At 59.7% G+C, this 23,616-nt stretch carries 14 protein-coding genes; 7 read left to right on the top strand and 7 right to left on the bottom strand.

The genetic code is table 11. From position 1 onward, the window contains the following. Positions 1 to 20: 20 nt before the first annotated feature. The gene (gene amaB, locus CCX46_RS02855; protein WP_127925630.1) at positions 21 to 1,511 is read right to left on the bottom strand and encodes an L-piperidine-6-carboxylate dehydrogenase; all 1,491 of its coding nucleotides are present in this window, start codon (positions 1,509 to 1,511) and stop codon (positions 21 to 23) included. 162 nt (positions 1,512 to 1,673) lie between these two features. On the opposite strand from amaB, the gene CCX46_RS02850 reads away from it, so the two are divergent. The 3 genes from CCX46_RS02850 to nadE all read left to right on the top strand — a co-directional run bounded on the left by CCX46_RS02850 (position 1,674) and on the right by nadE (position 4,845). Further along, complete coding sequence (locus CCX46_RS02850) at positions 1,674 to 2,576, top strand: LysR family transcriptional regulator (protein ID WP_127925629.1); 903 nt, start codon at positions 1,674 to 1,676, stop codon at positions 2,574 to 2,576. 213 nt (positions 2,577 to 2,789) lie between these two features. After that, positions 2,790 to 4,013, top strand: a complete 1,224-nt coding sequence (gene pncB, locus CCX46_RS02845; protein ID WP_123593058.1) for a nicotinate phosphoribosyltransferase — start codon at positions 2,790 to 2,792, stop codon at positions 4,011 to 4,013. A 4-nt stretch (positions 4,014 to 4,017) separates the two neighbouring features. Next, a complete protein-coding gene (gene nadE, locus CCX46_RS02840) occupies positions 4,018 to 4,845 on the top strand; it encodes an ammonia-dependent NAD(+) synthetase (RefSeq protein ID WP_127925628.1) in 828 nt (275 codons plus the stop codon). A gap of 110 nt (positions 4,846 to 4,955) precedes the next feature. Here the strand turns inward: nadE and CCX46_RS02835 are convergent, their stop codons facing one another. Then, on the bottom strand, positions 4,956 to 6,410 hold the full coding sequence (locus CCX46_RS02835; RefSeq protein WP_127925627.1) for a hypothetical protein: 1,455 nt from the start codon (positions 6,408 to 6,410) through the stop codon (positions 4,956 to 4,958). Between the two features lie 185 nt (positions 6,411 to 6,595). After that, a complete protein-coding gene (azu, locus tag CCX46_RS02830; RefSeq protein WP_127925626.1) occupies positions 6,596 to 7,042 on the bottom strand; it encodes an azurin in 447 nt (148 codons plus the stop codon). Positions 7,043 to 7,382: 340 nt separating this feature from the next. Between azu and CCX46_RS02825 the strand changes: the two genes are divergently transcribed. After that, entirely contained in the window at positions 7,383 to 7,970 is a 588-nt protein-coding gene (locus tag CCX46_RS02825; protein WP_127925625.1) for an LOG family protein, read from the top strand. A gap of 67 nt (positions 7,971 to 8,037) precedes the next feature. Further along, positions 8,038 to 8,226 carry a hypothetical protein gene (locus CCX46_RS02820; protein ID WP_127925624.1) on the top strand — a complete coding sequence of 63 codons (189 nt, stop codon included), beginning with the start codon at positions 8,038 to 8,040 and terminating at the stop codon, positions 8,224 to 8,226. Between the two features lie 205 nt (positions 8,227 to 8,431). On the opposite strand, the gene CCX46_RS02810 is transcribed toward CCX46_RS02820, so the two are convergent. The 4 genes from CCX46_RS02810 to CCX46_RS02795 form a co-directional block, all read right to left on the bottom strand. Further along, positions 8,432 to 9,322 (bottom strand): transglutaminase family protein, encoded by an 891-nt coding sequence (locus CCX46_RS02810; protein WP_127925623.1) that lies wholly within the window; start codon positions 9,320 to 9,322, stop codon positions 8,432 to 8,434. Further along, on the bottom strand, positions 9,322 to 11,808 hold the full coding sequence (locus CCX46_RS02805; protein ID WP_127925622.1) for a circularly permuted type 2 ATP-grasp protein: 2,487 nt from the start codon (positions 11,806 to 11,808) through the stop codon (positions 9,322 to 9,324). The genes CCX46_RS02810 and CCX46_RS02805 overlap by 1 nt, the downstream gene beginning before the upstream one ends. Before the next feature lie 88 nt (positions 11,809 to 11,896). Next, positions 11,897 to 15,172, bottom strand: coding sequence for a transglutaminase family protein (locus CCX46_RS02800; protein ID WP_127925621.1), 3,276 nt, complete (start codon positions 15,170 to 15,172; stop codon positions 11,897 to 11,899). Between the two features lie 635 nt (positions 15,173 to 15,807). Next, a complete protein-coding gene (locus CCX46_RS02795; protein ID WP_007915855.1) occupies positions 15,808 to 18,120 on the bottom strand; it encodes a YgiQ family radical SAM protein in 2,313 nt (770 codons plus the stop codon). A gap of 208 nt (positions 18,121 to 18,328) precedes the next feature. Between CCX46_RS02795 and CCX46_RS02790 the strand changes: the two genes are divergently transcribed. Both CCX46_RS02790 and CCX46_RS02785 read left to right on the top strand, forming a co-directional pair. Next, the gene (locus tag CCX46_RS02790; RefSeq protein WP_127925620.1) at positions 18,329 to 20,902 is read left to right on the top strand and encodes a hypothetical protein; all 2,574 of its coding nucleotides are present in this window, start codon (positions 18,329 to 18,331) and stop codon (positions 20,900 to 20,902) included. 103 nt (positions 20,903 to 21,005) lie between these two features. Next, a complete protein-coding gene (locus CCX46_RS02785; RefSeq protein WP_177413846.1) occupies positions 21,006 to 23,606 on the top strand; it encodes a DUF6543 domain-containing protein in 2,601 nt (866 codons plus the stop codon). The last annotated feature ends 10 nt before the right edge of the window (positions 23,607 to 23,616 follow it).

Here is a 23,616-nt window from a genome sequence, read left to right as displayed (position 1 = left end):
ACAAGGGGGATATCCACTTGTCAGTCGAAGGTAATGCCCTGCGCCAGCGGCAGCTCCAGCGAGTAGTTCACGGTGTTGGTCTGTCGGCGCATGTACGCGCGCCACGCATCGGAGCCCGACTCACGACCACCACCGGTTTCTTTCTCGCCACCAAACGCGCCGCCAATTTCGGCACCGCTCGGGCCGATGTTGACGTTGGCGATGCCGCAGTCGCTGCCGATCGCCGACATGAACTGCTCGGCCTCGCGTACATCAGTGGTGAAGATGCACGACGACAGGCCTTGTGGCACCGCGTTATTCAGGCGCAGCGCTTCCTGGAAATCGCTGTAACCGACCACGTACAGAATCGGCGCGAAGGTTTCGCTGCAGACCACGTCGCTCTGCTCCGGCATTTCAACGATGGCCGGCGAAACGTAATAGGCATTGGGGAATTGGTCTTCGAGCTGACGCTTGCCGCCAAACACCCGACCACCCTCGCTCAACGCCTGCTCCAGTGCGTCCTGCATGTTTTCGAAGCTGTGTTTGTCGATCAACGGGCCGACCAGATTGCCTTCCAGCGGGTTACCGATGCGCACTTTCGAGTAGGCAGCCTTGAGACGCGTGACGATTTCTTCTTTCACCGACTCATGCGCGATCAGTCGGCGCAAGGTGGTGCAGCGCTGCCCGGCAGTGCCGACGGCGCTGAACAGAATCGCGCGTACCGCCATGTCGAGGTCGGCGCTCGGGCCGAGGATCATCGCGTTGTTACCGCCCAGTTCCAGAATGCTGCGAGCGAAACGGGCGGCGACTTTCGGCGCCACTTCGCGACCCATGCGTGTGCTGCCGGTGGCGCTGATCAGCGCAACACGCGGGTCATCGACCAAGGCTTCGCCAGCGTCGCGACCACCAATAATCACCTGGCAAAGATTCGCTGGGGCGTCGGTGAAGTTCTTCACTACACGATCAAACAGCGCCTGGCAGGCCAGTGCGGTCAGCGGGGTTTTCTCCGACGGTTTCCACACCACCGGGTTGCCGCAGACCAGCGCCAGCGTGGTGTTCCACGCCCACACCGCGACCGGGAAGTTGAACGCGCTGATCACCCCGACCACGCCCAGCGGATGCCAGGTTTCACGCATGTGATGGCCCGGACGCTCGGAGGCGATGGTCAAACCGTACAACTGGCGGGACAGGCCGACGGCGAAATCGCAGATGTCGATCATCTCCTGCACTTCACCGAGACCTTCCTGGGTGATCTTGCCAGCCTCCCAGGAAACCAGTTCGCCGAGATCAGCCTTGTATTCGCGCAGTACTTCACCGAATTGACGCACCAGCTCGCCACGACGCGGAGCCGGCACCTTGCGCCACTGCTCGAACGCATGATCTGCGCGACTGATGTGCTGCTCGACTTCGGCCGGGCCTTCCCAATTGACGGCGGCAATGCGGCTGCCGTCGATCGGCGAATGCACCGGCACTTTGCCGTTCTGATAAAGGGCCGGGTTCACACCAAGACGATCAAGCAATGCGGCAACCATGGGTCACTCCTCAAGCAAAAAACTGAATGTGTGCGGCCACTGTTTCGCGACCGGGCAGGCCTTTAGTTGTAGCGTCACAATGGCAAGGCAACAAACGACCTTTACGCGAGATATCATTCCGTTTATTCATGCAGCGCTAGAAAGACAAGAAAAGGATCGGCCATGCTGAACAAACGCCACTTGCCCTCGATCACCGCGTTGCAGTGCTTCGAGGCCGTGACCCGGCACTTGAGCTTCACCCGCGCCGCCGAGGAACTGAACCTGACCCAGAGCGCGGTGAGCAAACAGGTCGCGCAGCTTGAAGAGCTGTTGCAGCATTTGTTGTTCCGTCGCGTACGCCGGCGTTTGCAGATGACCCCGGCCGGGGATTTGTACTTGGTTGAAGTACGAAAAATTCTCACCCAAGTGGAAATGTCGACCCATTACCTGCGCTCCTACGGCGGCGAGACCGAAGTCTTACGCGTATCGACGCCCTCGACCTTCGGCGCGCGCTGGCTGGTGCCGCGTTTGAAAGGCTGGCGGCTACGCCATCCTTCGATCCATCTGGATTTGTGCAACGAGCAGGAAGCCGATGATCTGCTGCAAGGGCGCAGTGATCTGGCGTTCTACTTCGGTCAGGGTTCACGGCCAGGGACTGAATGCCTGAAACTGTTCGGCGAAGAACTGGTGCCGGTGTGCGCGCCGGGCAGCCTGCCGGACACACCGTTTACTGATCCGACGCAATTGACCGATCTGGTGCTGCTGCAAAATGCCTCGCGCCCGCAGGCGTGGCACGACTGGTTCGACAGCCAGGGTTACCAGACCGAGCACAGCTACCACGGGCCGCGCTTCGAAACCTTTTATATGTGCATACGTGCTGCGCAGGTCGGCTGTGGCGTGGCGTTGTTGCCGCGATTTCTGGTGGAAGAGGAATTGGCCGACGGCAAACTGGTCATTCCCTTTGAGCATGCCATGCCCAGCACTGATGCCTATTACCTGGCGTACCCGGAGCATGCGGCGGAAGTGCCGAAGGTGCGTGATTTTGTGAAGTGGATGCTCGAACAGATCGACAGCCCGGAAATTTGACTCGATTGAAAAATGTGGGAGCGAGCCTGCTCGCGAAGAGGCCGGCACATTCAGTATCAATGTTGACTGAAATGACGCCTTCGCGAGCAGGCTCGCTCCCACAAGGGTTCTGCGGTGATTTAAAAAACTGCTGGCAATCTTCGTCCCTGATATGCGCCACTAGCGCCATTGAATGAGACCGCGCACAGGCGCGGCGCACCTGGAGACCCCGTTATGAGCGAGAGCGTGTTTGCCGATCGCATCGTGCAGAACCTGCTCGACACCGACTTCTACAAACTGACGATGATGCAGGCGGTGCTGCACAACTACCCCAACGTCGAAGTCGAATGGGAGTTCCGTTGCCGCAACAGCGAGGATCTGCGCCCGTATCTGGCCGAGATCCGTTTTCAGATCGAGCGTCTGGCCGAGCTGAGCCTGAGCGCCGATCAACTGAGTTTTCTCGAGCGGATCAGCTTCCTCAAACCGGACTTCCTGCGTTTCCTCGGGCTGTTCCGCTTCAACCTGCGCTATGTGCACACCGGTATCGAAAACGGCGAGTTGTTCATCCGCCTGCGTGGACCATGGCTGCACGTAATCCTCTACGAAGTGCCGTTGCTGGCGATCGTCAGCGAAGTACGCAACCGCTATCGCTATCGTGAAACCGTGCTGGAACAGGCGCGCGAGCAGCTTTATCGCAAATTCGACTGGCTGACCGCCAACGCCTCGGCCGATGAGTTGTCGCAACTGCAAGTCGCCGATTTCGGCACCCGTCGGCGGTTCTCGTACGGTGTGCAGGCTGAAGTGGTGAATGTCCTCAAACACGACTTCCCCGGACGCTTTGTCGGCACCAGCAACGTGCACCTGTCCCGTGAACTGGACATGAAACCGCTGGGCACCATGGCCCATGAATGGATCATGGCCCATCAACAACTCGGTCCACGGCTGATCGACAGCCAGATCGCCGCGCTCGATTGCTGGGTTCGCGAATACCGCGGCTTGCTGGGGATCGCCCTGACTGATTGCATCACCACCGATGCCTTCCTCGGCGATTTCGACCTGTTCTTCGCCAAGCTGTTCGACGGCCTGCGCCACGACTCCGGCGATCCTGTGGTGTGGGGCGAAAAATGCATCGCCCACTATCACAGGCTCGGCATCGACCCGATGAGCAAGACCCTGGTGTTCTCCGACAGCCTGACCCTGCCCAAGTCGCTGGAGATCTTCCGCGCGCTGCACGGTCGGATCAACGTCAGCTTCGGCATCGGCACCAACCTCACCTGTGACATTCCGGGTGTCGAACCGATGAGCATCGTGCTTAAAATGACTGCCTGCAACGGCCAACCGGTGGCGAAGATCTCCGACGAGCCAGGCAAGTCCCACTGCAAAGACCCCAATTTTGTTGCCTATTTGCGACACGTTTTCCAGGTTCCTGCCGATTCCAGTCTATCTAGCAAGGAGTGAATTCATGCAAGCCGTACAGCGTGAGATTGCTGAGCAGCTCAAGGTGCAACCGCCATTCGCCGACTACAAGGCCCTGCAGGCCGAAGTCGCCCGGCGGATTACCTTTATTCAGGATTGCCTGGTCAATTCGGGGCTCAAGACACTGGTGCTGGGCATCAGCGGCGGCGTCGATTCGCTGACCGCAGGCCTCTTGGCCCAGCGCGCGATGCGTGAACTGCGCGACCAGACCGGCGACAACAGCTACAAATTCATCGCGGTGCGCCTGCCGTACGAAACCCAGTTCGACGAGCACGACGCCCAGGCCTCGGTGGATTTCATCGCCCCGGACGAACGCCACACGGTCAACATCGGCCCAGCGGTGAAATCGCTGGCCAGTGAAGTGGCGGCGTTTGAAGGCAAGCACGCGGTGTCGGTGGACTTTGTACTCGGCAATACCAAGGCACGCATGCGTATGGTCGCCCAATACACCATCGCCGGCGCGGCGCATGGTCTGGTGATCGGCACTGATCATGCGGCGGAAGCGGTGATGGGCTTCTTCACCAAGTTCGGCGACGGCGCTTGTGATCTGGCACCGCTCAGCGGCCTGGTAAAGAATCAGGTACGCGCAATTGCGCGCAGCTTTGGCGCGCCGGAGTCGTTGGTCGAGAAAGTCCCGACGGCGGATCTGGAAGACCTGTCGCCGGGCAAACCGGACGAAGCGTCCCATGGTGTGACGTACGCCGAGATCGACGCTTTCCTGCACGGTGAGCCAGTGCGCCGGGAAGCGTTCGACATCATCGTCGCGACCTACAACAAGACTCATCACAAACGCGTGATGCCGTTCGCACCCTGAGCGGGTAAAAAACGGCAAAAACTGCCGCAGACAGCGATCCCGGTTTCGAGGATGACAATCGAAAGATCGCTGCCTGCGTCAGCTTCGCCGCGGTATCCGCAGACTCGCAATCAGTGCTTCACGCGAGTTTCAGGGGGCGCCGCGTTGACAGTCACGGTGTAGGTCTCAGACTCTGTAGTTGCATCCTTGGCTTTCAGCACATAGGTTGCGTCAGCTGCGAGGACGAACTCGCCACCCCAGATGCCATTCGCCGCAGTAAACGTTTCAATCGGCGTCGTGTTAGCACCCTCAAGCAACTCGATCTCGCCGTCTTTTGCCGTGCCGCCGATTGTCAGAGTGGTGTCGTCGGTATTCCCACCGTTTTCTACTTCCCTTTCCGAATCCGTCAGCGAAGTAATCCTTAAATCGACTTCGGGCACTTCGCTGACAATCACGGTGTGGGTCTCGGATTGTTTGCCGTCTACGTCCTCGGCTTTCAGCACATAGGTTTTACCCGCCGTGAGCTCGATATCGCCACCCCAAGTGCCATCCGCTGCCGTAAACGTTTTAATCGGAGTCGGGTTATCTCCATCCAGCAATTTGACCTCGCCGTCCTTCGCCGAGCCGGTGATCGCCAGTGTGGTGTCTGCGGTAGTCTCACCGTCTTCGATCTCGCCCCCCTCCGAATCCTTCAGCGAAGTGATCTTCACCTCGCCTTCGGACGCCTCGCTGACAATCACGGTGTGGGTCTCGGATTGTTTGCCGTCTACGTCCTCGGCTTTCAGCACATAGGTTTTACCCGCCGTGAGCTCGATTTCGCCACCCCAAGTGCCATCCGCTGCCGTAAACGTTTTAATCGGAGTCGGGCTATCTCCATCCAGCAATTTGACCTCGCCGTCCTTCGCCGAGCCGGTGATCGTCAGTGTGGTGTCTGCGGTAGTATCACCGTCTTCGATCTCGCCCTCCTCCGAATCCTTCAGCGAAGTGATCTTCACCTCGCCTTCGGAGACCTCGCCGACGGTCACGGTATAGAGGTCGGACACCGATCGATCATCCGCTCTGGCTTTCAGCGTATGGATTTTTCCCGTTGCAAGCTTGAGATCGCCGCCCCAAGTGCGGTCAGTGCCCACGCGAAACATGGCAATCGGTTCAGCGGCAGCACCGTTCAAGATCCATATCTGACCTTCCTTCCACAAGCCATTGATGCTGAGATCGGTATCTTCGGTCGAGCCGCCGTTCTCAACATTCCCATTGGAATCTTTCAACGTTTCGATGAAGGGTTTGGTCGCAACCGCATTCAAGATAAATGGATCGGTGCGCTCCTCCTCATGGGCCAGCCGATATTCGTGCCGCCCATCCGGAAGATCATCTATCAAAAAAGACAGGTCGCCCGCGTTGTTTGTCTGGCCGTTGTATTTCGGCACATCATCGATAAGGAGCTGCAGACGGGCGTCGACAGGCCCGGTGACGGTGAAGTTGGCTCTTGCGGAAAAAATCGTGCCGCCGTCGACAACGTCCTGCCCACCTGAAAACACTCTAGTGATTTTCAGGTCGGCTAAGGTCGAATTTTTGCTCTTGGCATTCATGTGGAAATCCTCTTTGCAATCGTCTGGAAAGAAGACTCATGTAAGCCCGAGTTTGAAGGAGTGGTCTACTGTCAGAAATAACAGGTAGGCGCCTGATTCGGACGAACGGTAGCTTTGCGCCGGACGCAAAAACGCCGCTGGCGATCATCGCGCAGCGGCGTTTCTTGCAATACCGGAACCCGGATTTACTTGAGGGTGACAGTGCCTTTCATCATCGAGATGTGGCCCGGGAACGAGCAGAAGAAGCCGTATTTTTCAGCGGCATCCAGCTTCGATACGTCAAAGGTCACCGAATCGGTTTCCTTGGCGCCGATGATCTTGGTGTGAGCGACGATGCGCGCGTCACCTTCCGGCAGGTAGTTCTTGTCGATACCGGCGGCCAGGCCAGCGGTAGCGATTGGCTGCATGTCAGCTTCTTTGCTGATCACCAGGTTATGGCCCATGACGTTCTTCGGCAGGTTGCCCGAGTGGGTCAGTTCGACGGTGAAAGTCTTGCAGCTCTTGTCGATCACGATTTCCTTGGTGTTGAAGGACATCTGATCGGTGGAGTCAACGGTGGTTTTGCACTCGGCAGCCATCAATTGGCTGCTGGCCAGCGCCAGCAGGGATACCGCAACAACTTTGGAAAACATGGTGAATCTCCAAGGCAGGGTTAACAAAAACACGAATGGTGGAAAGACTGCCTGAAATCTTCGCAAGTTCCTATGACTTGAGTCAAAAATTGTATACAACTTTCAGGCTATGACACTCATCGAGACAATCTAACGGCCAGATTCCCCGGCCCGCCCTATGATCGGCGCATCTACTGAGACGGAGTGCCTGTCATGTTCTTTAACGGTCTGTTGTGCAGTTTGCTCGCCGCCTACGCCTGTGGCGCCAGCGGCACCTTTGAATCGCCTGAACGCGAAGTTTAGCCCTTGGATCAAGGCGTGCCAGCCATTACCCTGTGACGGATTGACCCAGGAGGAAGGCATGTCTCTGAAATCCGTGTGTGTATTTTGTGGTGCCAATACTGGCACTGATCCGGCTTACACCGAAGCCGCCATTGCCCTTGGCCGGGCTTTGGCAGAACGTAAACTGACCCTGGTCTACGGCGGTGGTGCTGTGGGTTTGATGGGCATTGTCGCCGACGCGGCGCTGGCCGCTGGCGGCGAAGTGATCGGCATCATCCCGCAGAGCCTGATGGACAAGGAAATCGGCCACAAAAGCCTGACACGCCTGGAAGTGGTCGACGGCATGCACGCGCGCAAGGCGCGTATGGCTGAACTGAGCGATGCGTTCATCGCCTTGCCCGGCGGCCTCGGTACGCTGGAAGAATTGTTCGAAGTCTGGACCTGGGGCCAGCTCGGCTACCACGGCAAACCGTTGGGCCTGCTGGAAGTGAACGGTTTCTACAGCAAACTCACTGCATTTCTTGACCATATCGTCGGCGAAGGCTTCGTTCGTGCGCCACACCGTGACATGCTGCAAGTGAGCGAATCGCCGCAAACACTGCTCGATGCCCTGGATAACTGGAAGCCGACCGTCACGCCCAAGTGGGTCGACCAAAAACCCGGCTAACTGCCGGGCACCGATACAGGGCAGAATACGCGCCGCTCAACCTCACCTTCGACCAAGAGGAACGCCCATGGCCAAACCCAATTACTCCTTCGCCAAACGTCAACGAGACCTGGCAAAGGAACAGAAGAAAGAGGAAAAGCTTCAGCGCAAGAAGCAAACCGCTGAAGAAGCAGCACTGAACCCTGAGGGTGAAGTGGTAACGGAAGATGATGTTGATGCAACTGAAGCACCGAAAGATCAGGCGCCCGACGCCTGAACCCCACCGGGTTTGATCATCGAATCAGACCCTGCGGATTTGTGACGGGGCTGGCGGTTTCACCGCCGGCCCTCACAGCCTTCCCAGAAACACCCCAATTTCCTTGTAGGAGTGAGCCTGCTCGCGATAGCGGTGTGTCAGTTGAAATATTTGCCGCTGACACACCGCTATCGCGAGCAGGCTCACTCCTACAGTTTGATCATCGTTAATCCAGCGGCATTACGGTGACCCGCACTTCCGGATCATGATTGCCGCCGCCGAGGATCACCCCGCGCAACGGTGACACATCGGAAAAATCCCGCCCCCACGCCAGCGTGATGTGTTCCAGCGCCGGCTGCACATTGTTGGTCGGATCAAAGTCCACCCAGCCCAGCACCGGACAAAACACTGAAACCCAGGCATGCGACGCATCGGCGCCGATCAAGCGTGGTTGTCCCGGTGGCGGCTGCGTCAGCAGGTAACCACTGATATATCGCGCCGCCAGCCCTCGCGAACGCACGCACGCCAGCATCAAGTGTGCGAAGTCCTGACAAACCCCGCGTCGCCGCTCCAGCACCTCCACCAGTGGTGTCGCCACCTGAGTCGCCTCGGCATCGAAAGTGAATTCGCTGAAAATTTTCTGCATCAAGTCCTGCACACCCAACAGCAACGGGCGGCCCGCCGGGAAACAGCTTTGCGAGAATTCGACGAAACTGCGTTTCAGATGCACGTACGGTGACTGAAACCGGTAGCGACAGGCTTCGAGCAACTCAGCGGACAACGGCTGGCTGCTGTAGCTCAGCGCATCGCGGGTCAACTCCCAGGCGGGTGAATGATTGAAGTCCAGCGTTGGCCGCGCCAGCACTTCAACGCTGAGTTGTGCATTGACCTGCAATTCGTCATGCGGCCGCTCAAAGGCCAGTCGGGTCAATGGATTGCCGAATACATCCAGCTCATCGCGCCGCGCTGTCGGGTCCGGGCTGATGAGCAATTGTTGTTCGGTGCAGCGCTGCCAATCGCATTTTCGCGGCCACAAGTGCGCCAGTTGCTGCGCCAGGGACACCGGGCTGTCGTAGTGGTAACAGGTGTCATGGAAGATCTGGTATCGAGCATTCATCAGACGGACACCGTGCGCTGGCTGACGTCATCGACATGGGCGAAATGGCGCAGGGCCAGACGATCCGACACTTGCCCACTGGCCTCGGCAATCTCTTGCAGCAGATCGGCAAGGCCAGTGAGCGCGGCGCGGACGCTGGACTCCCCGAACAATGGATTCTCCAGACAGCCTAGATCGAACCGTGCCAGACGCTCGACCAGTTGCGGCAGCCCCGTTTCCCGTGGCACACCGAAATCATCGTTCAAACGTTTCAACGTACGAGTCACCAATTTCAACTGAAACAACACCGCGTGCGGGTTTTGTTCATCAAGCAGCAACAGGTCGAGCACCGGAATCAATTGCGCCACGGCCAGATAACGTGAGCGATAGGTGATGCTGCTGTTGCCCAACTCCAGCAACCACTCCAGGCCCGCCTGATCGAAAGCACCGGCGCCACGCAGAAACGCCGCGAGGCTGCTGCTGAGAAACTGCAGTCGCTCGATACGCCGGCCGATCATCAGAAAGCGCCAGCCTTCGTCGCGCGTCATGTCGTCCAAGGCAAAACCGGACAGCGCTGCCAGCGACATCACCAACCGATTGAGAAAATCCAGCAGCTCGCCGAAGTCGGGTTCGTCGGTGTCCAGTTCCATCGCCTCGCGCTGCAGCTCCACCAGCGCCTGCCAGTTCTCGCGCGAAAGCTTGCCACGCACCTGCGAGGCCGCCCACTGCAAGCGTTGCAGATTGGAGCGCAGGCTGAACGACCAGTCCTCGCCGAGCAGTGCTGCAAGCAAGCGCTCCGGCAATTCGCCTTCGTCCGGTAACAGCGTCAGTCGCTCGCCGAGATCGACCGCCGCCTGTAGCGCTTGCGGGTCATCGCCATCGACATACCGCGCGAGCATGATCCGCAGCAGTCGCGCACTGTCATCACAGCGTTCGCAGTAACGGCCGAACCAGAACAGGTTTTCCACCACCCGTGAGGGCAGATACGGGTCGCGCCGCACCAGATCGTGGACGCCGACGTTGCGTTGAGTCTTCCACTGTTCGCCGCTGGGCGGACGATCGCCCAACACCCAGGTGTCTTTGCTCGCGCCGCCGCGCTGCATCGACACCACTTCGGCATCGGCATCGGCGGCCACCCGGGTCAGGCCACCGGGCAGCACGCGATAACCATCACCACTGGCCACCGCGTACATGCGCATGCCGATTGCTCGTGGTTGCAGTTGACCGTTTTCCGCCTGCCAGATCGGCGCATGCGACAGCTGCGCCAATTCTTGCGCAACATAGGCATAAGGGCGCGCCTGCATGCGCTCGGCAAGCGCCTGACGCTGTTTTTCACTCAGATCACGGCCGAACACAGGTGCGAAGCTTTGTGAGGGGAAGGCCGGCTTGATCAGCAGCTCGGGAAGTTTCTCCAGGGCTTGCGCCAATACCGGCGCCTCGCCGCACCACCACGTCGCGATCGACGGCAGAAGCAGTTCTTCGCCGAACAGGTATTGATTGATCTTAGGCAGAAACCCGAGCAGTCCCGGTGACTCCAGCACGCCACTGCCCAGCGCGTTGGCGACCAGTACGCGGCCCTGACGCACCGCTTCGAGCAGCCCGGGCACGCCCAGCGCAGAGTCCGTGCGCAGTTCCAGCGGATCGCAGAAATCATCATCTAGACGGCGCATGATCGCGTGTACCCGACGCAGGCCACTGAGGGTTTTCAGATAGACCGTGGCGTCGCGCACCGTCAGGTCACCGCCCTCGACCAACGGGTAACCGAGCTGGCGAGCCAGATACAGATGTTCGAAATAGCTTTCGTTGAAACGACCCGGCGTGAGCAACACCACCAGCGGTGCGTCATCGTCGCACGGCGCCTGTCGCGCGAGGGTTTCCTGCAATGTGCGGAAGAAGCCGGCCAGATGCTGCACCTTCAGATCCCGGTACAACTCGGGAAAGGCACGCGACACAATCGTACGGTTTTCCAGGGCATACCCGGCGCCCGATGGCGCTTGTGTGCGATCGGCAGTCACCCACCAACGCCCATCCGGAGTGCGCGCCAGATCCACCGCAAAAAGATGCAGGAAGGCGTTTTCCGGGGGAACGATGCCTTGGCAGGGCCAGAGAAAATTGTTGTGACCGAAGACCAGTTCAGCGGGCAGCAAGCCTTCACTGATCAACCGCTGCGGCCCGTACAAATCCGCCAGCACAGCGTTGAGCAGTCGCGCGCGCTGAGCGATGCCTGCCGACAATTGCTGCCATTCATCCGCCGCAATCACATGCGGTAACAGATCCAGCTCCCATGGCCGATCCGCGCCTTTCGGGTCGGCATAGACGTTATAAGTGACGCCGTTTTCCTGAATCTGCCGCGCCAACAAGGCTTGCCGCTGAACCAGTTGTGCCGGCGTGCTGCGCTGCAACTGATCGAACAGCTGCTGCCAATGCGGGCGCACCGCGCCACTGCCGTCGAGCAGTTCGTGATAAGTGCCCGCCGTAAGCGGGTAGCGGTCTAGCAGGTCAGGCATGGAAAGCTCGGCAGACAGCAAGGAACGGTCAGACTAACGCAGGCACATGACGCGCGGATATACGAAAAATCCGCGTGTCGCGTAGGCCTTAGAAACGTCGCAAATCGATTGTCATCGGCAGCTCGTCACTGACTTCTACATTCGGTACAGGAAGTTTCCCCGGCGTATGTCCGACGCGGAAGAACCGCGCCATACGCCGGCTCTCCGCTTCGTTGGCGTTGACCGGCAACGTCTCGTAATTGCGCCCGCCGGGATGCGCGACGTGATACTGACAACCGCCCAGCGAACGGCCCATCCAGGTGTCGAGGAGGTCGAACACCAGCGGTGCGTGTACGGGAATGGTCGGTTGCAGGCAGTTGGAAGGTTGCCACGCGCGATAACGCACACCGGCAACGAACTCGCCCACGCGCCCGGTAGGGTGCAACGGCACTGCGATGCCGTTACAGGTCAACAGATAACGCTGCGGCGGCAGGCCTTTGAGCTTGACCTGCAAACGCTCCAGCGAGGAATCGACGTAACGCACCGTACCGCCTGCCGCGCCCTCCTCGCCCAGGACATGCCACGGCTCCAGCGCCTGCCGCAACTCCAGTTCGATACCGTTGACCGCATAATCGCCGACCTTGGGAAAACGAAACTCCATATGCGCCGCAAACCATTCCGCGCGCAGCGGATAACCGGCGTTGTTCAGTTCGACGATGACGTCGGCGAAGTCCTGCTCGATAAAGTGCGGCAGCAGAAAACGGTCATGCAGTTCGGTGCCCCAGCGCGCCAGTTTCGGCGGCGCATAAGGTTCGCGCCAGAACCGTGCGACCAACGCCCGCAACAGCAACTGCTGGGCCAGACTCATCCGCGCATGGGGGGGCATTTCAAAGGCGCGCAATTCCAGCAAGCCAAGACGTCCGGTGGCGCCGTCCGGCGAATAGAGTTTGTCGATGCAGAACTCGGCACGGTGAGTGTTGCCGGTGACGTCGATCAGCAAATTGCGCAGCAGTCGATCGACCAGCCACGGCGCACATTCCTCGCCCGGTTCCGGCATCTGCGCGAAAGCGATTTCCAGTTCGTACAGCGCGTCATTGCGAGCCTCGTCGACACGCGGCGCCTGCGACGTCGGGCCAATGAACAATCCGGAAAACAGATACGACAACGACGGATGGTTGTGCCAGTAACTGATCAGGCTGCGCAGCAGATCGGGGCGACGCAGGAACGGCGAATCCGCCGGCGTCGCACCGCCGAGAACAAAGTGGTTACCGCCACCGGTGCCGGTGTGGCGACCATCGATCATGAATTTCTCGGTGGTCAGGCGGGTCTGGCGCGCCTCTTCATAGAGAAACTCGGTGCGCTCGACCAATTCGTCCCAGGTCGCCGACGGCTGCACATTGACCTCGATCACACCCGGGTCCGGGGTGATGCGGAAATTGCTCAGACGTGGATCGCTCGGCGGCTCGTAGCCTTCGAGCAACACCGGGCAATGCAGCTCTTCGGCGGTGGCTTCAATGGCCGCCACCAGTTCCAGATAATCCTCGACCCGCTCCAGCGGCGGCATGAACAAGTACAAACGCCCTTCGCGGGCCTCAGCGCAGAACGCAGTGCGGGTCAGCCAATCGGCAGATTCGTCGATTTTCGGCACGCGTTCATCAACCGTCGCGGGTTCGCTGTGACGGTTGAGCTGCGCGGCATCCGGCAGCTCGGGGAAATCCTGATTCGGATCCTGTTGATGGATAAACGGATACTCGGCGGCTTTCACCCAAGGCTGCGAACCCAGCGGCAAGCGATAGCCCAGCGGCGAATCTCCCGGCACCAAACGGCAGTGATCATCACGCAAATACCAGCGCCCGCTCTGCCATTGATCGCCCTTGGCGGTGCGCGCCAGCGGCAACACCTGGCCAATGACTTTGTTCAGGCCCTGACTGAAGACCTTGCGCAGGCGTGCGCGCTCAAGCGGCTCTTCCAGACGCGAATCTTCGGCGCTGACATTGCTCGGCAACGTGCCCTCGCGCCAGAGGTAATAGAAATTGTCTTCGTAGGCCGGGAACACAAAACGCGTAGGTAACTTCAGGCGTTCAGCGACGCTGGCCAGAAAGCGCCCGGCCAATTCGCCATTGGCGCCGTAATCCTGCTGCTCATCGGCGATCAAAGCGTCGTTGTGCCAGATCGGCACGCCGTCGCGGCGCCAATAGCAATTGAGCGACCAGCGCGGCAGTTGCTCGCCGGGATACCACTTGCCCTGACCAAAATGCACCAGACCTTTCGGCGCGTAATGCTTGCGCATGCGCTGGAACAGTTCGGCGGAGAGCCGGCGTTTATCCGCGCCCAACGCGGCGGTATTCCACTCGGCGCCGTCCGGATCATCGATGGAAACGAAGGTCGGCTCGCCGCCCATGGTCAGGCGTACGTCATCCGCCAGCAGGTCGGCATCGATCTGCCGGCCGAGCGCCTGAATCGCCAGCCATTGCTCATCGGTGTAAGGCTTGGTGACGCGCGGCGCCTCCCAGATCCGCTCGACCGACATTTCGTGGCTGAACTCACACGCGCAAGGCTCGACCAAGCCACTGATCGGCGCCGCTGAAGATGGATCGGGACTACAGGCCAGCGGGATATGCCCTTCACCGGCAAACAGCCCTGACGTCGCATCCAGACCGATCCAGCCGGCACCCGGCAAATACACTTCGCACCAGGCGTGCAGGTCGGTGAAATCCACTTCGGTGCCGGACGGGCCGTCGAGGCTTTTCACATCGGCGGTCAGTTGAATCAGGTAGCCGGAGACGAATCGTGCGGCCAAGCCGAGGTTGCGCAGCAATTGCACCAGCAACCATGCCGAATCCCGGCAGGAACCGGAGGCATGTTCGAGGGTGTGTTCCGGTGTCTGTACGCCCGGCTCCATGCGGATCAGATAACCGATGTCTTCGCTCAGACGCTGGTTGAGCGCCACGAGAAAATCCACCGCTGGTAATGGCGTACGGTCGATGGCGTCCAGATAGGCTTTGAATTTCGGCGTCAGCGGCAGGGTTTCGAGATACGGCGCCAGCTCCTTGCGCTCATCGGCCGCGTAGGCGAAGGGGATTTTCTCGGCGTAGGGTTCGAGGAAGAAGTCGAACGGATTGAACACCGCCATTTCGGCGAGCAGATCGACCTCGATGCGCAATTCATTGGTTTTCTCGGGGAACACCAGTCGGGCGAGGTAGTTGCCCTGCGGATCCTGCTGCCAGTTGATGAAATGCTGCTCGGGCGAGACTTTCAGCGCATACGACAGAATCCGCGTGCGGCTGTGGGCGGCCGGGCGCAGGCGAACGATCTGCGGGCCGAGTTCGACAGCGCGGTCGTAGCGGTAATGCGTGACGTGATGCAATGCGACATGAATCGACACGGCGTGCCTCCTGCGAGCCTAAGCGTATTCGAAAGCGCGCAAGACTTATGCCATGCACAGGCTTGGGCGCTTTCCCGGAATGCTTAGGGCAGTACAGCACCAAAATCGGGCGATGCGGGGAAATGGTTTGGGCTCATTGCACGTAAATGTTGCGAAGAGCCCCTCACCCTAGCCCTCTCCCGGAGGGAGAGGGGACTGACCGCGTTGGATGTTGGAGATACGCCGACGTGAAAGTCCTGAGTCGAACTCGGATTTTGAGAAGCATGGAGATCTGCTCCCTTCCCCCTCATCCGCTGGGAAAGAGGGGACAGACCGCGTTGGATCTTGGAGATACGCCGACGTGAAAGTCCTGAGTCGAGCTCGGATTTTGAGAAGCATGGAGATCTGCTCCCTTCCCCCTCGTCCGCTGGGGAAAAGGGGACTGACCGGGGTGGCTGTTGGAGATACGCCGACGTGAAAGTCCTGAGTCGAACTCGGATTTTGAGAAGCATGGAGATCTGCTCCCTTCCCCCTCGCCCCCCATGGGGGAGAGGGTTGGGGTGAGGGGGATGGATCTTGCGGACAACCCAATATCCAGCCCCTGCAATGCAAAACGCCAACCCGAAGGTTGGCGTTCTGTTCAGCTCAAGCGATGTTTAGCGCGGTACCACCGGCTTGCGTGTCGGCTTCGGCCCTTTGCCTTTCGCGGCGTCCTTGCGTTCCTTGGCCGCCTGCTGGTTGCGGGCAAACGCCGCGGCCTTGGCCTGCTCACGCTTGTCCCACGGATTACCACCATCACTGGCACGCGGCGGCAGGCCGGTGTGCTGAGTGAGGATCTTGGTGGTCTTCTCTTTACCTTCCTTCGCCACTTTATGGCTGCCGGCCGGCGTCGAGTTCTTGCGACGGGCGCTCTGGTAGCTGTCGGTAGCCGGCTGGTGCGTCGGGATCAACTGATCCTTGCCCGAACCGATCAGGTCGCCACGGCCCATGCGGATCAGCGCTTCACGCAGCATCGGCCAGCCTTTCGGGTCGTGATAACGCAAGAACGCCTTGTGCAGACGACGCTGCTCTTCGCTCTTGACGATGGTCACGCCGTCGCTCTTGTAAGTGACCTTGCGCAGCGGGTTCTTGCCCGAGTGGTACATCGCGGTGGCGGTGGCCATCGGCGACGGATAGAACGCCTGCACCTGGTCAGCGCGGAAGCCGTTGCCCTTGAGCCACAGCGCGAGGTTCATCATGTCTTCGTCGGTGGTGCCCGGGTGGGCGGCGATGAAGTACGGAATCAGGTACTGCTCCTTGCCCGCTTCCTTGGTGTACTTCTCGAACATGCGCTTGAACTTGTCATAGCTGCCAATGCCCGGTTTCATCATCTGGTTGAGCGGACCTTCCTCGGTATGTTCCGGGGCGATCTTCAGGTAACCACCGACGTGGTGGGTCACCAGCTCTTTGACGTACTCCGGCGATTCGACCGCGAGGTCGTAACGCAGGCCGGAGGCGATCAGAATCTTCTTCACACCCGGCAACGCACGGGCGCTGCGGTACAGCTGAATCAGCGACGAGTGGTCGGTATTCAGGTTCGGGCAGATGCCCGGGAACACGCAGGACGGCTTGCGGCACGCCGATTCGATTTCCGGTGTTTTGCAGGCGATGCGGTACATGTTCGCAGTCGGGCCGCCGAGGTCGGAAATGACGCCGGTGAAGCCCGGCACCTTGTCGCGGATCTCTTCGATTTCGCGAATGATCGACTCTTCGGAACGGTTCTGGATGATCCGGCCTTCGTGCTCGGTGATCGAGCAGAAGGTGCAGCCACCGAAGCAGCCACGCATGATGTTCACCGAGAAACGGATCATGTCGTAGGCCGGGATCTTTTCCTTGCCATACGCAGGGTGCGGAACGCGCGCGTAAGGCATGCCGAACACGTAGTCCATTTCTTCAGTGGTCATCGGAATCGGCGGCGGGTTGAACCAGACGTCGACTTCGCCATGCTTCTGCACCAGCGCACGGGCGTTGCCCGGGTTGGTTTCCAGGTGCAGCACGCGGTTGGCGTGGGCATACAGAACGGCGTCGCCACGCACTTTCTCAACCGATGGCAGACGAATCACGGTCTTGTCGCGGGTCATGCGCGGGCTGGCCAGGATCTGTACGACCTTGGCTTCCTGCGGATCTTCGACCGGTCCCTTTTCCTGCTCGATGGCGCAGGCCTGGGTGTCCTGGGTGTTCACGTACGGGTTGATGATCTTGTCGACCTTGCCCGGACGATCGATGCGCGTGGAATCGACTTCGTACCAGTCTTTCGGCGTATCGCGACGAATGAACGCGGTGCCGCGCACGTCGGTGATGTCTTCGATCTTGTGACCGTAGGACAGACGCTGGGCGACTTCGACAATCGCGCGTTCGGCGTTGCCATACAGCAGGATGTCGGCGCTGGCGTCGATCAGGATCGAGTTACGCACACGATCCTGCCAGTAATCGTAGTGGGCGATGCGGCGCAGGGAAGCTTCGATGCCGCCAAGGACGATCGGCACGTGCTTGTACGCTTCCTTGCAGCGCTGGCTGTAGACCAGGCTCGCGCGATCCGGACGCTTGCCGGCCATGCCGCCCGGCGTGTAGGCGTCGTCGGAACGGATTTTCTTGTCCGCGGTGTAGCGGTTGATCATCGAGTCCATGTTGCCCGCTGCAACGCCGAAGAACAGGTTCGGCTCGCCGAGCTTCATGAAGTCGTCTTTGGACTGCCAGTTCGGCTGCGCGATGATCCCGACGCGGAAGCCTTGCGACTCCAGCAGCCGGCCGATGATCGCCATGCCGAACGACGGGTGATCGACGTAGGCATCACCGGTAACAATGATGATGTCGCACGAATCCCAGCCAAGCTGATCCATCTCCTCCCTGCTCATCGGCAGGAATGGCGCTGGCCCGAAACATTCGGCCCAATATTTTGGATAGTCAAATAACGGCTTGGCTGCTTGCATGTCGACGACCGGTGTTGAAGTGAAAAATCGCGGGCGCGGAATATAGCACAAATTTTGACCAATTCCGACGGCAATGGTCGGTTTCTCTTACAACCGGCGTCGCGCATGCCCGACAACACGTAACAGGCAGAAAAACATCGTTCTAACCCAACATTCATCAGTCAGGCACCTGTGCCGGCTGATGTGACAACCCTTCAAGGATGAAGAAATGTCACCGAAATCGCCCATCAGGGGCACTACCACCGTTGATGTTCATCCACGCCCCGGCAGCCCGAGGGGCGGCCACCTGCCGCATCCGACGATTCCCCTGTCGGCCGGCACGGTACGCGTGCCGGGCCCCCTCACGACAGGCGCCGATCTGGAAGCGATCCGGCCGGCACCGTCGATCAGGATCACCCCATCGGCCCCGGCTCCGTCCATCCGTCCGTCAGCCCGGGAACCTTCGCTTGAACAGTACCGGATCAGTGCGCCCGCGTCCCTGCCGGCGCCCGATGTGCACGGCGTCAGAACCTTCAAGGGCCGTCGTTACGTGGATGTACCGAACGGCGGCATTGTGCAGGTCGTCACGGATACGCCATCGGGTCTCTACCGGGCCCGGCTGGCGAGCGAGCTGACGCCTGCCGGGCCGCTGCTGATGCGTGACCGCGAGAGCGGGCTCTGGCATCCGCTGGAGGACGGCAAAAGCATCACCTTCCCCTTGTCCGACACGCGTCTGCAAGATTTTGCGACCGATCTGGACTTTACCGGCGTCCAGGTCGGCCGGGACCGACTGTATCGTTACGGCGGCAAACTCTACGCAGTGATCGGCGATCAGAGTTACCAGGCGCTGCATGACCTTGACGCCTCCTCGCCAGCATTGCCGGTCATGCGCATCGTTCGCCCCGAAGACCCCGTGGCTGCCGACCCTGCCAACGTTTACGTCGGTACACGTGCGGGAAGATCCGAGCCGATTGTCTTTGATGAGCAGCGCGGCTGGGTGGGGACGCTGGTGGGCGGCACGGCAGGCATGCGTCGACGAGCGAATCAGGCGGATGCCCTGCGCGCGGCTGACCTGACGTTCGAGTTACAGACGCTGGAACTGCAATTCAATCAGGCCATGACCACGGGAGAGCAGTTGCACCACCACTGGCAAGCGTTGAAGGGCAAAGAAGGTGAGCGCGCCCATTTGGCGCGCCTCGAAGAACATCATCGGCGGGAGCTGGCGCTACTGGAAAAAAACCTCGACCTGCACACCGACGAAAAGGAACGCATCGTCTCGATCCTGGGGCGTGTCGCTTACCGGGAAAAGATCATCGTGCTGCAAAAGGGGCGCATGCTGACCTACAACCAGCTGATGATCGCCAGCGATTCGCGAAAGTTGCTGGACGGGCCGATTTTCGGCGGCCCGGTTGCCGACCACGCGGCCGTGGCAGCCCATTTGTCGAACAAACTGGAGATCCTCAAAAAGCGTCAGGAAATCGCCGATGAACTCTTGCACAAGTGGCGCCTGTCACCCGAGGACTTGCAAGGCACGGTCTACGATCCGATCGATCTGCACGAAAATGTTGCCTTCTGGATCTACGCCAAAAGCCGCCTGTTCGTCGATGCGGATGCGTCTGTCGATATCAGCAATGCCAGTGCCAGATACCTTGCGTTCTGTTTCGGTGAAGTGACCTTTGCCTTTCGTGCGCTCAAGGAAATTCCCCAGCATGCGCGAATTTCAGTGCTCAGTGACTTGCTGGATCAGACGTCGGCCGTCAAAGCCTCGTACGAAAATCTGCCACTGCCCCCCGGCCTGCAACACGCCAGCTCACGCAGTGAAATCATCGAAGCCATAGAACATTTCGAGCACACGCTGGAACAGCATCTGGATCGCTACCATCAGGAGCAGGAAACCACTCCCGCGCTGCCACCCCACGAACAACCGATCGATTTCGATTTCATCCCGGCACAGGGCCAGAGCCCGCAAGCGGCGGCACCGAGAAAAATGTTCCGCAGCAAGCACCACGGGATCTACAAGATCCGGGTCGGACGGCCACGTCGTACGGCGGCGGGTGAAGACTTGATCGATGTGATGAACCCGCATGACCCGACAGAGGTCCTGCAAACCTACGAACGCCGGGAGGGCGAATGGCGTCGGCAGATGGCCAGGCAAGAAAGAAACCTGTCGACGCTGACTGCTCAGGCGCGGCAGCACCTGGAACAATCCGAAGCGCATTTGAATAGCGCATGGCGCGATGAGAAGGCCAAACGCAACGCCAGCGGTATCGTCGAATTTCTGACTGGCCGGGCCGACGAACTGGACGATCTCGCCCGGCAAATCGAACAAGCGCCAAATCCCGCCGCCAGTGACATCTCCGCGCTGGTGCAACGCCTGCACCACGACAGTCAGCGCCTGCTCCAGGAGGGTGAAAACATTCGTGTGCGGCTCTACAAAGACCCCGACTACCTGAGCAACGACCGCGTGGCGTATCTGATCCGCCACGGGCATCTGAGCGCCACTCGCACGCAGAGCCGGATACCGCTGGGCAAGGGCAACAAAAAGGAATTTCTCGACGTCTACACGCTGAACGACAGTCAGTCCGGCACGGTGCTGTGGTACGCGCACTTCCACTACGCACAGAAGGACAGCCCTTTAGCGGACTTTCAGGCAAAGCGCGGTCACCTCAAGACTCGCCAGCAAAACAGGCTTGGTACGTCGTCCCAGCGCAGGGACGAACAGGCCGGACGCACGCACGTGAAAATCTGGCGTGAGGATATCGACAGCAGAACCGCTCAGAGAATCTTCGAACTGGCCACCTGAACCAGGAGCGCGACTGAACAAGCAAACTTGTCCGAAGGCAGGAAGCCTAACGACGCCTGTCTCTGGGCCAACACCCGGGGACAACCATTCAAGGATGATAACCATGGCTACAAAAACGCCCGTCAAAGGCACCGTTTCGGTCGACGTCCATACGCGTCCGAATCAAACACCGGAGACACCGACGCCGCACCTCGACAGCACGATCAGCGTCGGCTCAAGCCGGGGCGCAGAGCCGGCGCGGCCGGGTAAAACAGGCTCGGATAACGACCCGGACACCATCAGCCCGGCCCCGCCCATCAAGATTCAACCGGCAACGCCTCACGCTGAAAACCAGGTATCCGTGCAGCAGCCGATCGAACATTATCGAATGGCTGCGTCGGCATCGTTGCCTGCTGTCGACGCCAGCGGATTCAGAACGCACAAGGGCCGCCGCTATGTCGACATGGTCGATGGCGGCATCGTGCTGGTCGCAGTGGACGCTGACACGGGCCTGTATCGGGCCAGACTGGCCAGCGAGCGACTGCCTTCCGGTCCAATGCTGCTGCGCCACGCCGACAGCGGACTTTGGCATGCCGTCGATGATCGCCAAATTACTACCGTGCCGCTGACCGATCCCGACCTGCATGTCTTTCGCTCGGATCTGGATTTCAGCACGAGCGCACCCGACGGCGACGGCTTGTTTCGACACGATGGCAAACGCTACACGGTTATCCACGGCCATGCGTATCAGGTCATGCTCGATACGGATGCATCTACGCCAGTGCAGAAGGTATGGCGCATCGTCAACGCCAAAGACCCCGTGGCAAATGACAGCGAAAATATCTATCACGCCAGCCGTAGCGGCGAATCACGAGCCATCACGCGTGACGCGCAAAACAGCTGGGCATTTGTTGCCACTGGATTGATGGGGGGCATGCGTCGTGGGGACAGGGTTCAAGCAAACCTGGCGATTCTGTTGCAGCGCTATGCACCCTTCGCTGCAGTTCACAAGGAACTTGTCGAGTCAGCTGCCCGGTATAACAGCCTCTACAGTCAGGCACGCGCTTTGCCCACTGCCAGCTCAGCGCAGACGGCAGCCTTGATCGCCATTGAAGTCCATTTGCTCAAGCACATCAAAAAGCAGACGGACTTCGTCCAGTCACTCGTCGACAACAAGGACTGGATGGTTCATTTAAAGGCCGGCGGCGCATTCAAGGAGGAACTGCACACCTTCCGGCTCGATCGAGTGAGTTACCTGAACCGGCTCATGGCGCTGATGGATTTGCGGGTCTCGCCGATGTTCGAGACGCTGAACGCCGAAACCTGCAAAAAGATGATCACTCACCTGAACAAGAAACTGAAGCTTCTGGAGGATCGGGATGCGGTGATGGGGCAGATCAGAAAAGCGTCCCCCGGGGCGGCCCCCAGACTTGAAGAACTCAGCCAGGAAGTGCCCACGGCCGAGCGTGTCAACTTCAACAAGTTGAGTCTGTACGTACACCTGTTTGCGGGCACGCCGGACCACTCGCCAAACGCGACCATGCCTTCGCTCTCCTCCATCGATCTGTTCTCCGGCGACCTGGAAAACATACCGGCAGGCACGCAACCGCTGGCGTTGATGCTGACCCTTGATCACCTGCGAGGAGACAGAGGCCGCTTTGAAGCCTGGTTGTCGGCAGACCATGTCAAAGCCGAGTACGCCAGAGAAATCCTCGCTCTGACGGACCCCATCGAGCGCAGAATCGAAACACGACTGAACGAGCTCCTGGCTACGTTTGATCGCAATGCCGAGCTCCCCAGCCGGGATCAAGACATCGACATCAACTTCCTTCCACAACAACCAGGCGACAGCGCGACAGCCCGCCCGGCAGCGCCGAGAAAAGTGTTCAGCACCCGCCGGCACGGCACTTCGAGAATCCTCGTCGGCGAGACGGAAACCGCCACGGATGGCAGCACCATCATCAAGGTCTCCAACCCGCTCAGACCAAATGGCCCGGCCGAGCGATACGAGAAAAGGCACGGTGAATGGCTGCCTGTTCGTCCGCCCATTGTCAGCACTCCGCGACCGGAACTGATCGCCGAGGCCAATCGTTTATTGGTTGATGTTGAAAAGCACAGTGCCGAAGCGCGGGCCAGAGAAGCCGCTAAAGACAATCCGACGGAAATTCTTGAAGACCTGGAAAAAGCCATCGACCCGCTCAACGAGCAGGCACGCCGCCTGCAAAACCTCGAAAGCGCGGCCGGGGATGCCGAGATCCAGAACTTGGCCGAACGCCTGCAAACGGCCGCAGACACATTGTCCGCACACGGCCAAAGCGTGCTGGTGCGGATGTACAAGAACAAGGACGTGCTGGACATTTTGCGGCTGAATTATCTGATCGATCACGCTGAGCTGAGTGCCGTCAAAACGGTTGATCGCAAACAGCTGGGCAAAGGCCGGGACAAGTCGTTTCTCGACGTCTATTCGATCCGCGATCACGTTGACAATGCGCCGTTATGGGAAGCGCACTTTCACTACGACAAACACGACAGCGAGCCGCTGAATTTCACCATCAGGGGCAGCCATCTGAAAACCCTCGAACAGAGCAGGCGCGGCATCGAGTCCCAGCGCCGCGACGAACAGGCCGGCCTGCCGCATGTCGCGATCTGGCGCCAGACCTTCGATGGCAAGACCGCACGGAAGATTTTTGCTCTGGCCAGCGACGCGACAGCGGCGATCCGCTAACACCTCCAAT

Source organism: Pseudomonas sp. RU47 (assembly GCF_004011755.1).
In the GTDB taxonomy this organism is placed as follows: domain Bacteria; phylum Pseudomonadota; class Gammaproteobacteria; order Pseudomonadales; family Pseudomonadaceae; genus Aquipseudomonas.
This window is presented reverse-complemented; position numbering and strand designations above follow the sequence as displayed.